This window comes from Nitrosomonas supralitoralis (assembly GCF_003011925.2).
Classification (GTDB): domain Bacteria; phylum Pseudomonadota; class Gammaproteobacteria; order Burkholderiales; family Nitrosomonadaceae; genus Nitrosomonas; species Nitrosomonas supralitoralis.
Window position 1 is genome coordinate 49,900 of record NZ_PXXU01000017.1, and the last position, 13,384, is coordinate 63,283.

Here is a 13,384-nt window from a genome sequence, read left to right on the forward strand (position 1 = left end):
GAGTAAATATGATTGGTGAAATTGATCCGGTTATTATCAATCTAACGGTTTTTGTGCTGGCAGTTTTTGTTGGCTATCATGTCGTATGGAATGTTACGCCAGCTTTGCATACCCCTCTGATGTCAGTTACTAATGCTATTTCCGGGATTATTCTTGTCGGTGCAATGCTAGCTGCGGGACCAACAGAAACTGACTGGGGCGTTTGGTTAGGTGCTGCTGCAGTTACACTAGCATCAATCAATGTTTTTGGTGGATTTCTGGTGAGCCAACGGATGTTGGAAATGTTCAAGAAAAAAGATAAAAAAGGAAACGCGTAAATGTCAGCCAATATGGTAGCACTTGCATATTTAGTTGCTTCAGTATTTTTCATACTTGCACTAAAAGGTCTAAGCTCGCCTGAATCTGCACGTCGTGGAAATTTGTTCGGCATGGTAGGTATGGCGATTGCAGTTGCCACAACCTTGACGCTTACGCAGAACTGGATTTTGATTCTGGGGTGTATTGCGGTGGGTGGCATTATCGGTGCGATTGTGGCGCAGCGTGTGCAGATGACAGCAATGCCGGAATTGGTTGCGTTTATGCACTCGCTGGTTGGTCTAGCGGCAGTATTTATCGCGATTGCAGCGGTCAATAATCCGGTTTCTTTCGGTTTGCCTGCAATTTTACCAGCGGGCAGTAAACTGGAATTGTTTTTGGGAACCTTTATTGGTGCAATGACTTGGTCGGGCTCCGTTATTGCATTTCTGAAATTATCTGGCCGTATGAGTGGTACGCCTATTGTTTTCAGCGGTCAGCATATGCTTAATTTATTGCTGGCAATTGCCATGGTTGGATTTGGTTTGTGGTTCTTTTTTAGTGAAACGACGAATTGGACCGCATTTATTGCTATGACTGCAATCGCTTTCGTATTAGGATTCTTGATTATTGTACCTATTGGTGGCGCTGATATGCCCGTCGTGATATCGATGCTGAACTCTTATTCTGGATGGGCTGCAGCAGGGATCGGATTTTCGTTAGGTAATCCAATGTTGATTATTGCAGGATCTTTGGTGGGTAGTTCGGGTGCAATTCTCTCTTACATTATGTGTAAAGCCATGAACCGACCATTTTTATCTGTCATATTAGGTGGTTTTGGCAGTGATGGCGGAATTGCTGTGGCTGCGGACAGTACGCAGAAGACTCATCGTAGCGGGAGTGCAGAAGATGCAGCCTTCTTGATGGGTAATTCGGATAGTGTAATTATCATTCCTGGATATGGCTTGGCGGTTGCAAGGGCACAGCATGCTGTCAAGGAATTGGCAGAGATGTTGCATGAAAAGGGAGTGAATGTCCGGTTTGCTATTCATCCAGTCGCTGGACGTATGCCGGGGCACATGAATGTGTTACTAGCGGAAGCCGAGATCCCTTACGAACAAGTACTGGAAATGGAAGAAATCAATAGTGACTTTTCAAATACGGATGTTGTTTTGGTACTAGGCGCAAATGATGTGGTGAATCCGGCAGCAAACGTTCCAGGTAGTCCCATCTATGGTATGCCGATTTTGGATGCACATAAGGCGCGTACAGTTATGGTTGTAAAACGCAGTATGGCGATGGGTTATGCCGGTCTCGATAATGATCTGTTTTATATGGATAAAACTATGATGATATTCGGAGATGCTAAGAAAGTTGTTGAGAGCATGGTAAAGTCATTGTGATGTAATAAATAACTTGATTTAGTACTATATTCCGTAATTGAGAGTGCGGTTACTGTAAAGATTGATTTACTTTCCATATCAAATATATGAATGGCAATTTTTGATTTAGACTGCAGTGTCAAGTTCATTGAAAGGATGAGGTTTTGCAATACCAAATCCTTGGGCATAATTGACACCAATTTCTTGTAATTTTGCGATGATATCGTCAGTTTCTACTAATTCGGCAATCGTTTTGACGTTAATTTCTTGAGCGAGTTGATGGATGGTTCTTATCTTGGCTAAATCTTCTTCATCGCGCAGTATATTGCAAACAATACTGCCATCGATCTTCAGGTAATCGACTTTCATTTTACTTTGTAGATTCAATATCTCTTGGTTGTCACTAAAGCTGCACAGTGAAATCAGACAACCTAACTCATGAATCTTTTGTGTGAAGATATATGTATCAATCGTATTATCTTCTGCATCGGAAACTTCAATCTCAAAACAAAGTCTGGAGCCAGGGACTTTCGTTTTCTGCAACTGATCATGGATGAAATTAGGAAAAGTCAGGTCCTTTAAAGTATCTCTGGCTAAATTAAGATGAAATACCGTATTGGCTTTTGGATGAATCGACAACCATTGAACGATATGATTAATGATCCACCGATCCAATTTGGGCATCATCTTGAATTGATCGACTAATGGTAAGAATGAGCCTGGTGGCATCAAGTTATTTTCTTCCTCGTGCATACGAATCAGAATCTCATAATGTGATGAGGATGTGTCAAGAGATTTAATAGGAATTATTTTTTGGCAGTAAAGATTAAATTCCTCTCCATCAATTGCTTGAGCTATGCGAGCAGCAGTAATCTCAGATTTAGATGTGGATGGTTGACTATTTTGTTGAAGCTTAATATCGTTATTTGTTGGTATTTCATTGGTTTGTATTAACTTTGGTTGGATTTTTTTCTCGTCTTTATTGGGTTTTAATGGTGTGCGATTTTTCTCTTGCGCGCGCGGAGTATGTAGTGTGTAGAATCCAATTGTTTTTCCTTTATTGTCAATATGAGGAAGATATTGCTCCGTGAAAATATAAGGAAAGCCTTTCATAGATTTAAGGATTCGTTCGTTATGAATTGTTTTTCCAGCTAGTATTTCATCAATATTGTTCTGAATCTCAGAAAAAAATTCTTCGTTTGAGAATTCTTTCAAAAAATGACCATCAATTTGATCAGACTTTAATCCAAACCATCGACGAAAAATTCGATTATGATATCGACAGCGGATCTCAGTATTAAAATAACCTAGCATGACAGGAAAATTGTCATCGATAAATTGTGATTTGATCTTGCTTTCTGCAGCTGTTTTTTCTGCCCAAAGCCGATGCTTAATCTCATTCCCGAGCCTTTCCTTAGTAACGTTGAGTTGATGATATAGGCTTCTGGTGTTTTTCTCAGTGTGTGCTAATTGAATAATTATTATCAGTATTGTGAAGATTAAAGCAAACCATAGTGTAGTTAGCAAATGGGGTGCGAGTTCGTTGAGAATATATGTATCTGCTATGATAATAAGTGAGAGGATTAGCGAAATACAAATAATCAAATAGGGCTTGACGCTATTTAATAAAGATGGTTTTTGCACGACAATTCCTTATTCATGACGGCCTTAATTGATAGTGGTTCTGCTTTATGAAAGTATTGTTTAATTGATTCTTGTGCCATGAGTGAAAAGCGATTTGCTGATAAGCCAGAATTTCCATAAATCAGAACGCGTTATTGCAAAATCATGTGAAGCAACTTCATTTGAGGTTGAAATGGTCAGTTGCTTTATTTTTCCGTTTCTAAGTGCTGTATATAGGGGTAGAAACCAGTTTTGCTCCATATTTCTGAGAGTTTCTCGCCAGCTAAAAGCATTCTTGTATTTTGCTGGACTGCGAAGTGAGTCCAATACTAAAAGATGATTCCCTGATATTTGAGTTTGGAGCCATTTGTTAACATCCGTGGGTAGAGCTAAATAATTTATATTACTGGCCAGTGCTAATGACTGAGAAAAAGTATTATCACTCCATACATTTGTGTAAGGGGAATGTATTGTTTGAGGTTTGTTCCCGCCTCCCCAAAGCCAAATACTATTAATGGTCAGTTCGCCGCGAGATTCACGAGCTAAATTAATTGGGTGCTCGTGTAGCAACATTTGTACTTCATTAAAAATTTTATGCCAGAAGATGCTGTCATTACCGGTCGGTAAAAAATTATTAATATTTTTGCATGTGACCTGACTGAGTGTATGTGTTTGTATTTCAGGCGCCTTAGGTATTCGAATGTACCATCGATGTGGATGAAGTGCTGAAAAAGTAAAATCATTACTACCTAGATTTTGATTCAAGTCATGTATAAACTGCTTCGCCTCTTCTGGAGAAATTTCAAAAATTTGACGATCTGCTAGCATGATATGATTTTGTTCAATTCGGAGATGTACGGGATCGGCATGCATCCAGAAATCTTTACTTGTTTTTGCCAAAACAGGAGCGTCAATGTGTAGCATCAGCGGTGCAACAGGCCAGTTCCCATGTTGTTGCGTGACATTAAACTGTTTGCACAGCCAGGGTTCCATTTCAAGGGATGTGGTTGTTTTAGAGATAGCTTTTGATAGAAGTATTTCTAAAGTCCGCATTAATAATTCATCATAAATTTCGGGTTGTGAAGCATCAGACCAAAATAGATTGGGTATTTGAAGGTTAATATTCATTGTTAGGGAATGATTCACTCCAGAAAGGTTTTATAAAAAAATAAGTGTCTCTATTCATGCATAAATTATATTGTTTTGCGTTTATTTGCATGAATAGGAGTCGATGTTCATCATGGAAAGCTATTGTGTTTACACGTATAATGCAGACAAGGTGAGGGCATTTTAGATGGGCAGAATTTTTCTTGCAAATTGCATTTGTTTTTGAAAACTTGGAGATGTCATGTATCAACATATAAAGGTGCCTAGTAAGGGAGAAAGGATTAAGGTTAATGGAGATTATTCATTAAGTGTACCTGACAATCCAATAATTCCGTTTATAGAAGGTGATGGGATTGGTATTGATATTACTCCAGTAATGCGTAGAGTTGTTGATTCTGCAGTTGACAAGGCTTATGGAGGGCAACGCAAAATTGCGTGGATGGAAATTTATGCGGGTGAGAAATCAACCCAAGTTTATGGGCCCGATGTATGGTTGCCGGAAGAGACGTTGCAGGCTGCCAAAGAGTTTGTGGTTTCAATTAAAGGCCCATTAACGACACCGGTAGGTGGAGGAATTCGTTCAATTAATGTGGCTATACGACAACAGTTAGATTTATATATTTGCTTGAGACCCGTACGCTATTTCTGCGGTGTTCCTAGTCCCTTAAAGAATCCAGAAAAAACTGACATGATTATTTTTAGAGAAAATTCTGAGGATATCTACGCAGGTATAGAGTGGGAAGCAGAATCACCATCTGTAACTAAGGTAATTAATTTTCTGATTAAAGATATGGGGGTAACCAATATACGCTTCCCTAAAACTTCTGGCATTGGCATTAAACCGATTTCAAAAGAGGGAACGGAACGTTTTGTTCGGAGAGCAATCCAATATGCCATTGACAATAAACGTGAATCGGTTGCTTTAGTGCACAAAGGAAATATTATGAAGTTTACCGAAGGTGCATTTAAGCAGTGGGGGTATGCTTTAGCTGCCAATGAATTCGGGGCGGAATTGTTGGATGGTGGTCCGTGGATGAAATTACCATCTGCAATGGGTGGAATTATTATCAAAGATGTGATTGCTGATGCTTTTCTGCAACAAATCTTGCTTCGACCTGAGGAGTATGATGTGGTTGCAACATTAAATCTGAACGGAGATTATATATCGGATGCTTTGGCTGCGCAGGTGGGTGGAATTGGGATAGCGCCTGGAGCTAATCTTGGAGATTCAGTGGCCGTCTTCGAAGCAACGCATGGTACGGCGCCTAAATATGCTGGCAAAGACCAAGTAAATCCTGGGTCGATAATATTATCGGCAGAGATGATGTTGCGACATATTGGCTGGATTGAAGCAGCAGATCTCATTATTAAAGCAATGGAGGCGACTATTCAAAACGGGATTGTTACTTATGATTTTGCCAGACAAATGAGAAATGCTAAACAAGTTTCTTGCTCAGCGTTCGGAAACGGGATGATTGATTGTTTGAGCTGAATGCAGGACAAACGGTTCCATTCAGCCGTGAAAAGATAATAGCTGTAGTAGCTTGGTAAGCTAGAATAAAAAATCAATACCCCTTGCTAGATGTAGAACTACATAGCAAGGGGGTTATTATATATAAGAGAAAATTTTTGTTATTATTTTTGTTATGGCCGATTAATAGAAATCTATGTTGCTAGGCCAGTAGTTATGAAAGTTAGGTGGCCTGGATATTGGAGGCTTGTTTCCCTTTTGGTCCTTGAGTGACATCGAAGCTCACCTTTTGACCTTCTTTTAAAGTTTTAAAACCAGACATATTGATTGCAGAGAAGTGCGCAAACAAATCCTCGCTACCGTCATCAGGAGTAATAAAACCAAAACCTTTAGAATCATTGAACCATTTTACTGTGCCTGTTGCCATTTCTACTTCCTATATAAAAACTGGGCCGGAAACCCTAATACTATTTGAAATTCAAGAACATTGATGGATAAAATTGATCCGTAAAGAACTTAAAGTCAAACGCCAATTGCTGTTTTACGCAAATCCTAGGTTAAAGTCAAGCGGTTACGCCACTTTTGTGACTAAGAAAAAAGTAATTGTCTCAAGATACTTGAAAATTTTGTCGTAATCGTTAACTATGTCTATAGTGTAGAAGAGTCTTATGTATTATATTTATGATTAGAAGTTTAGATTGAATAGGAATCATTCATGACGGAGAGTAAGTCCGAAGCCGTTAAGCTTTCGCAAGAGAAGGTTCAGCACGAGCCACCTCCACTTTACAAAGTTTTATTATTAAATGATGACTTTACTCCGATGGAGTTTGTGATTGAGGTACTAAAGTTGTTTTTCTCCATGAATCAAGAGCAAGCGACACAAATAATGTTAAAAGTGCATACAGAGGGAGTAGGCGTGTGTGGTATCTATCCTGGTGATATTGCAAGTACTAAGGTTAAGCAAGTAGTAGAATTTAGTAGAAAGAATCAGCACCCCCTTAGGTGTGTAATGGAGGAGAACTGAAATGATCGCACCAGATTTGGAAGTTAGTTTGCATATGGCATTTGTAGAGTCAAGACAAAAGCGTTATGAATTTATTACGGTAGAACACTTGTTACTGGCGATGCTGGATAATGTAAGCGCCGCTGAAGTATTAAATGCTTGTTTAGTAGATATAGAAGATTTGCGAGCAATATTGTTAGATCATATAGCACGTCATACTCCAGTAATAAAAGGTGATGAAGAGGTTGATACGCAACCTACACTAGGTTTCCAGCGAGTTATTCAGCGTGCCATATTGCATGTTCAGTCATCTGGGAAGAAGGAAGTAACTGGTGCTAATGTGTTGGTATCGATATTTGGTGAGAAAGATTCGCATGCGGTCTATTTCTTACATCAAAGAGGGGTGACACGTTTGGATGTGGTTAATTACATCTCACACAACATCAGGAAAGTGTCGCATGAGAATGATACTAAAACAGGAAGTGAAGACGATACGGAGCATGAATTAAATTCTGCTGGTTTGCTGGAGAACTACACGGTAAATCTGAATCACTTGGCACTAATAAATAAAATTGATCCTTTGGTGGGTCGTGAAAAAGAAATTGAGCGCGTTATACAAACCCTATGTAGACGCCGTAAAAATAATCCATTGTTGGTTGGTGAGGCTGGTGTAGGGAAAACTGCGATTGCAGAAGGCCTAGCAAAGCGAATTGTTGAGGAAAATGTCCCTGAGTTACTTTTGAAACATCAGATTTATTCACTCGATTTGGGGGCTTTGCTAGCTGGTACGAAATATCGGGGAGATTTTGAACAACGCTTAAAAACTTTATTAAAACAATTAACCGATAATCCCGCGGCTATTTTATTTATTGATGAAATTCATACGCTTATTGGTGCTGGTGCTGCTTCTGGTGGAGTTCTGGATGCATCAAATCTACTGAAACCTATTTTAAATACAGGGCAATTGCGTTGTATTGGCGCTACAACATTTAGTGAGTATCGTGGGATTTTTGAAAAAGATCATGCATTATCGAGGCGCTTTCAGCAAATAGAAGTTAACGAACCTAGTGTGGATGAAACAGTAGCTATTTTAAGAGGCTTGAAATCACGCTATGAACAACACCACAAAGTTAAATATACCAGCAGTGCGCTGGTTTCTGCTGCAGAATTATCGGAACGATATATTAATGATAGGCATTTGCCCGATAAAGCCATAGATGTCCTTGATGAAGCCGGTGCTGCGCAGCGGTTGTTGCCGAAATCGAAGAAGCGCAAGATTATTGGTAAAGGCGAGATTGAAAGTGTGGTCGCTAAGATTGCAAGAATTCCATCCCAGAGCATCTCTACAAACGATCGTAGTAAATTGAAAACTCTGGGGCGTGATATGAAAGCGGTCGTTTTTGGTCAAGACAATGCAATTAATGCATTGACAGCAGCCATTAAGATGGCAAGAAGCGGGTTGGGTAATCCAAGAAAACCGGTTGGCTCTTTTCTTTTTACGGGCCCGACTGGTGTTGGGAAAACTGAAGTGGCAAGGCAGTTAGCCTATGCGCTGGGTATTCATTTGCATCGTTTCGATATGTCCGAGTATATGGAACGTCACGCGGTATCGCGATTGATCGGTGCCCCGCCTGGATATGTGGGGTATGATCAGGGGGGGTTATTAACTGAGGCTGTGATTAAACATCCTTATTCGGTTTTATTATTGGATGAGATTGAGAAAGCGCATTCAGATATCTTTAATATTCTTCTGCAAGTTATGGATTATGGAACGTTGACGGATAATAATGGACGTAAAGCAGATTTACGAAATGTGATTATTATCATGACTACAAATGCAGGCGCTGAAGCACTCACAAAACCTTCAATTGGATTTACGAAATCAAACACTGCTGGTGACGAATTGATTGATATCAAGAAGCTATTTACTCCTGAATTTCGTAATAGACTTGATGCAATTATTTCATTTTCTTCCCTGGATCAGGAAATTATTTTTCGGGTGTCTGATAAATTTTTGATTCAACTTGAGAATCAACTTCAGGAGAAAAAAGTTGAAGCAACATTTACCGAGAGATTACGTAGATATCTTGCGCAGCATGGATTTGATCCGTTAATGGGTGCGCGGCCTATGGAGCGCCTAATTCAAGATACAGTTCGTAGTGCGTTAGCCGACGAACTATTGTTTGGGCGCTTAGTTAATGGTGGTAAGGTAACTGTTGATATGGATAGTAATAACAAAGTAATCCTGTTATTTGAAGAAGAAACAGCAGTTATTTGATTTGATCAATGGGCTGATTTTGCATCCTATGCGAGAGAAATCCGCTTGATTGTGTTTTCTGGAGAGATGTCAGCACATTATACGAGCTTTTTCCTGTTTTTTTTATTGAGAAGTTGCTTTTTGACCAAGCTTATTATATTTCACTCACAATTTTTTGAGAGAATTTAAGCATAAATATACAAAGAAGCACACGTTTAACGCTATTAGCTCGACACGGATATGGCGACTGTGTGGAACAGGGCAATGAGCATTACGGCATTAGCTCAATGGCACAGGTATCCCGGCTGACTATCTATAAAGTCATTGAGCGATCCCGAAAGCAGGAATTCGCGCCGATAAAATCAACTGCAAGCGTTTCTTGCAAGAAAAATTCGGAGTGAACCGTCCGTCGCTGCTTATAGGTTAGAACAAAACGTTTTCCAGAGATTGTCTATTCGTGGCTATCGATGATTTCCTGCGGGAACGGTTTGCCGCCATTTTGCCAGATAAAATACAAGATCCTCGCCAGCTTTCTTTAAGCAAGTTATCAAAGTCTATCCTCCTTATACTACCGAATGTGCCTATTCAGACATGAAAACCCAAATGAGTTGATTAGCAACATTTCACAAAATAAATCGACTCCAATCAGGTGAATAATGAAAAGCTTAAGCAAGCTATGAGTGGGGGAAACCGATCGCCGAACGATTATTTTTTGGACTACAAGTCGATTTGCGTGCTGTGCTAGGTAGTTTGATTGCAGTTATTACTTGAATCCGCATCTTCATAAAATAGATTCGAAGGAAAATTTGGACTAAGCAAATAATTCAGGTTTGCGGTGAAACGCGGGATCATTCTTAATAGAAAAATGGACTGAGCGGATTGCTTAGTGACAGAGTAGTCCCTAAGGTACAATACAGGAAATTCGAGAAATACTCTTGCCTTATAGTCATAAACTCAATCATGCCGAATCACGCTTTAGATCCAACCCAATTACGTATTACCATAAACCCGGACTTACTGGGATTTTCTGATACTTCGGAATTATTGCAACACCCGTTATCGTGGATTGGACAGGAGCGGGCAGAAGCAGCGGCTCGCTTTGGTTTGAGCATGATGCAGCCGGATTATCATTTGTTTGTGCTGGGAGAAGCGGGATCTGGACGCACTACCTTATTATATCAAGCGATGGTTGCTGCAGCTACTGAGAGGCAGTCGGCGCCAGATTTGTGTTATTTGTACAATTTTATCGCACCGGAGAAGCCGCTGGCTTTGCACTTACCTTCTGGGCAAGGCCGGGTGCTCCGTCAGTCGCTACTACAATTGACGAAATCGTTACCGAGCGATATTACGCAGTGTTTGAATGGGCAGGATTTCAAGCTTCATAGTGATCACATCGAAAAGAAGTTTAAAATCGTTACTGACCAGGCTTACAGCAAGCTGGATAAGTTTGCCGAATCACTGAATTTCACCATACATCGTGACGACGAGCAGATCGTTTTTACCTTGCTGGATGAGAAGGGTGAAATTCTCACAGCAGAAAATTTATTAAAACTTCCCAAGGAGCGCAGGATTGAAATAGAGCAGGCAGAGCAGTCATTGCGTGAAATGATTGCGCAGTATTTTGAAGAATTCAAAGGAATGAAGAAAGAAAGGGATATTGCATTGATGGCGCTACAACGGCATCTTGTGCAACCCCTATTGAAGCTTGCGTTAAAGAAGGTCCAGCAAGGACTGCTGCAACAGTTAAGGCACAACAACCGGTTAAAGGATTTTTTTGCGCAGATAGAATCGGATATTCTCGATAATTTAACATTGTTTGAGACGGATAATATCGAGGAAGAAAAACGGCAGATTGAATTAAATCGAATATTTTCCCATTATCAGGTTAATCTGGTGGTGGATAATGCGGATGTGCAGGGCGCTCCGGTTCTTATCGAGGACAATCCTTCCGCATATGCATTGTTTGGCAGTATTGATTATCAATTCGAAAATGGCAAGCTGAAAACAGATTTTATGCGCATTCGTGCCGGCAGCTTGCTAGAAGCGCATGGCGGGTTTCTTATGTTGCACCTGGATGATTTGCTGACCGATGACCTTTTATGGATAAAGCTGCGGCGATTCTTGCGCAGTAAACAATTGCAAATCGAAGAACCTGGCTCAGCATTGACTTCCAATGCGTCTGTGTCCCTGGAGCCTGAGACAGTAGAGGTGAATGTAAAAATTATTCTTATCGGGTCACGAAATGAATATTATGACTTGCAGGAAATCGATCCAGAGTTCATGCGACGTTTCCGAGTGAAGGTTGATTTTGCTGCAAGTTTTATCGCCAGCACGAAAACTTATCAGGCTTCTGCTGTACTTGTGGCGAATGTCTGTGCTGCAGCACAACTGCCGCATTTCTCGGCGGCTGCGGTTGCGCGTTTGCTGGAAGAGTCGCACCGGGAAGTGGAGGACCAAAAACGTCAGAGTGCTATCTTCGCACGAACAGAAATGCTGTTGCTCGAGAGTGCTACATTTTGTAATAAACGTCAAGGTCGTGTGGTGGAAGTAATGGATGTTTCAGCAGCACTTCAGGCGCGCATGCTGCGCCATAATTATCCAGATTTGCGTTTGCAGGAAACCATCCTTGAGGGCGAAATCGGTATAGTGGTGCGAGGCGCGGAAGTAGGTCAACTCAATGCACTGACGCAGATTGATCTGGGCGACCACAGTTTTGGTACTCCGGTGCGTATCACAGCGCGTTCATTCGCGGGAGAAGAAGGAGTGCTTAATATTGCGCGTGAAGTGGATATGTCTGGGCCAATCCATGATAAGGGCATGTTGATATTGCAAAGCTATTTGACGGGATTATTTGCTCATATTGCACCTCTTGCGCTCAGTGCGTCGATTGTGTTTGAGCAGGAATACACTTGTATCGAAGGAGACTCCGCATCTTGTGCAGAATTTTATGTTTTATTGTCGTCTCTGGGAGAGGTGCCACTAAAGCAAAGTATTGCAGTGACAGGCGCATTGAATCAATATGGCGAAGTCTTGCCGGTTGGAGGTATCAATGACAAGATAGAAGGTTATTTCAGACTGTGCGAAAAAATGGGCTTGACCGGTGAACAAGGGGTATTGATTCCTTTTCAAAACCGACCGCATTTGATGTTGAATCAATCGGTTATTGAAGCCGTAGAGCAAGGTTTATTTGCAATTTATACGATGCAGCACGTTGCAGAGGGATTGGAGCTATTGACGGGGATGCCAACGGGGCTTAGCGCAGAAGGCCGAGTAAATGGTTATTCGTCCGATACGGTTCTGGGTTTTGCACAAAAAACTTTGCTAACTTTCCGTCGTGCCTGTCAGTTGTTACAACATCCTAGAAATGAACATCGACGATTGCCGACGCGGTCGGGTAAATAATGGTAAGTAGTTTTTTGTTGAGTCAGTACCCCCTATCGCATCAATTGTTAAAGTTTAGTCATTATTGGTGATGATGTTGGGTGGTTACTATGAAGAAGTTAAGCATCAAGATGGGCTTTTATTAACGAGATGCGAAAATTCCTAGTAGTTCGCCTATGCTTTTTAAGCATAGGCTTCATCGTTAATTTCTCAATGAGAACTGTCAGTTAGCGCATGACGAGTAAGCGGTCGGGCAAACGGGATTCAACCCACCAGCGGGGTCGCTTCTTTGCTCAGTCCAGTTTAATACTTCCAATACCTTATCGTAGTAATTCGGAATCCGTGACCAAAAAATGTAATTGGCTTTTAGGGTGTCGCGTGCGAAAACCAGAATCTCTGCAACAGTTGGCTTATAACCTGTTCCATCATTTCTCGTATTTTCATAATTTTTCCGCATAACCTGCGGTGCCATAGCCATCATGCCAGAATAATCTGAATAGTAATTATAAACTCCCTGGTTGGGATCATACTGAGTCGCTTTAAAATTCAAACCTTTTTCGTCTTGAAAAGTATCTGGACCGCTCAGTGTTGCTCCCATATCCCTGAGTTGGGTTACGAGTGAATTGAGAATTGGGCGCGGATAATTTACTTCCTGAATCGTCATTGTATTGGGAAAAAACAAGCGCATCTTCTGGTTCACCTGAATCATATTTGCATAAAATTCATTCGCTTGAGTACTTGATATTGGCTCCAGGGGCTGCCCCATAGCGCTTTCAATCATACCAATACCTTCAAAGTAGGGATGCGAATTGTAGCGCTCTCCCAGTGCCTTGAATAAGGCGATCAAACGATCTCGTACTTGGGGA

General features: G+C 40.9%; 9 protein-coding genes and 1 pseudogene. 6 read left to right on the top strand and 4 right to left on the bottom strand.

From position 1 onward, the window contains the following. Positions 1 to 8 precede the first annotated feature (8 nt). Entirely contained in the window at positions 9 to 317 is a 309-nt protein-coding gene (locus tag C7H79_RS07385) for an NAD(P) transhydrogenase subunit alpha part 2 (RefSeq protein ID WP_106706651.1), read from the top strand. Next, positions 318 to 1,697 carry an NAD(P)(+) transhydrogenase (Re/Si-specific) subunit beta gene (locus C7H79_RS07390; RefSeq protein WP_106706652.1) on the top strand — a complete coding sequence of 460 codons (1,380 nt, stop codon included), beginning with the start codon at positions 318 to 320 and terminating at the stop codon, positions 1,695 to 1,697. A gap of 105 nt (positions 1,698 to 1,802) precedes the next feature. Here the strand turns inward: C7H79_RS07390 and C7H79_RS07395 are convergent, their stop codons facing one another. Together C7H79_RS07395 and C7H79_RS07400 are read right to left on the bottom strand one after the other, a co-directional pair. Next, positions 1,803 to 2,990 carry a sensor domain-containing phosphodiesterase gene (locus tag C7H79_RS07395; RefSeq protein WP_242447188.1) on the bottom strand — a complete coding sequence of 396 codons (1,188 nt, stop codon included), beginning with the start codon at positions 2,988 to 2,990 and terminating at the stop codon, positions 1,803 to 1,805. Positions 2,991 to 3,380: 390 nt separating this feature from the next. After that, entirely contained in the window at positions 3,381 to 4,427 is a 1,047-nt protein-coding gene (locus C7H79_RS07400) for a phosphoglycerate mutase (protein WP_106706654.1), read from the bottom strand. Between the two features lie 220 nt (positions 4,428 to 4,647). Here C7H79_RS07400 and icd point away from each other — a divergent pair, with 220 nt between their 5' ends. After that, a complete protein-coding gene (gene icd, locus C7H79_RS07405) occupies positions 4,648 to 5,898 on the top strand; it encodes an NADP-dependent isocitrate dehydrogenase (RefSeq protein ID WP_106706655.1) in 1,251 nt (416 codons plus the stop codon). Positions 5,899 to 6,100: 202 nt separating this feature from the next. Here the strand turns inward: icd and C7H79_RS07410 are convergent, their stop codons facing one another. Continuing rightward, positions 6,101 to 6,304: a cold-shock protein gene (locus C7H79_RS07410; RefSeq protein WP_013646657.1), complete on the bottom strand. Its 204-nt coding sequence runs from the start codon at positions 6,302 to 6,304 to the stop codon at positions 6,101 to 6,103. A gap of 288 nt (positions 6,305 to 6,592) precedes the next feature. On the opposite strand from C7H79_RS07410, the gene clpS reads away from it, so the two are divergent. From clpS to C7H79_RS07425, 3 genes are all read left to right on the top strand, one after another. Further along, positions 6,593 to 6,901, top strand: coding sequence for an ATP-dependent Clp protease adapter ClpS (clpS, locus tag C7H79_RS07415; RefSeq protein ID WP_106706656.1), 309 nt, complete (start codon positions 6,593 to 6,595; stop codon positions 6,899 to 6,901). A 1-nt stretch (position 6,902) separates the two neighbouring features. After that, positions 6,903 to 9,158: an ATP-dependent Clp protease ATP-binding subunit ClpA gene (clpA, locus tag C7H79_RS07420; RefSeq protein ID WP_106706657.1), complete on the top strand. Its 2,256-nt coding sequence runs from the start codon at positions 6,903 to 6,905 to the stop codon at positions 9,156 to 9,158. 939 nt (positions 9,159 to 10,097) lie between these two features. Beyond that, positions 10,098 to 12,539, top strand: a complete 2,442-nt coding sequence (locus tag C7H79_RS07425; RefSeq protein ID WP_106706658.1) for an ATP-binding protein — start codon at positions 10,098 to 10,100, stop codon at positions 12,537 to 12,539. A gap of 202 nt (positions 12,540 to 12,741) precedes the next feature. On the opposite strand, the pseudogene C7H79_RS07430 reads toward C7H79_RS07425, so the two are convergent. Continuing rightward, positions 12,742 to 13,384 (bottom strand): annotated as a pseudogene (locus C7H79_RS07430) (glycoside hydrolase); the annotation flags it as partial.

Excerpts from the sequence above, each read along its gene's own strand:
- clpS (WP_106706656.1), top strand. The coding sequence starts at position 6,593 with ATGACGGAGAGTAAGTCCGAAGCCGTTAAGCTTTCGCAAGAGAAGGTT.
- C7H79_RS07400 (WP_106706654.1), bottom strand. The coding sequence starts at position 4,427 with ATGAATATTAACCTTCAAATACCCAATCTATTTTGGTCTGATGCTTCA.
- C7H79_RS07425 (WP_106706658.1), top strand. The coding sequence starts at position 10,098 with ATGCCGAATCACGCTTTAGATCCAACCCAATTACGTATTACCATAAAC.
- C7H79_RS07390 (WP_106706652.1), top strand. The coding sequence starts at position 318 with ATGTCAGCCAATATGGTAGCACTTGCATATTTAGTTGCTTCAGTATTT.
- C7H79_RS07395 (WP_242447188.1), bottom strand. The coding sequence starts at position 2,990 with ATGCTAGGTTATTTTAATACTGAGATCCGCTGTCGATATCATAATCGA.
- icd (WP_106706655.1), top strand. The coding sequence starts at position 4,648 with ATGTATCAACATATAAAGGTGCCTAGTAAGGGAGAAAGGATTAAGGTT.
- C7H79_RS07410 (WP_013646657.1), bottom strand. The coding sequence starts at position 6,304 with ATGGCAACAGGCACAGTAAAATGGTTCAATGATTCTAAAGGTTTTGGT.
- C7H79_RS07385 (WP_106706651.1), top strand. The coding sequence starts at position 9 with ATGATTGGTGAAATTGATCCGGTTATTATCAATCTAACGGTTTTTGTG.
- clpA (WP_106706657.1), top strand. The coding sequence starts at position 6,903 with ATGATCGCACCAGATTTGGAAGTTAGTTTGCATATGGCATTTGTAGAG.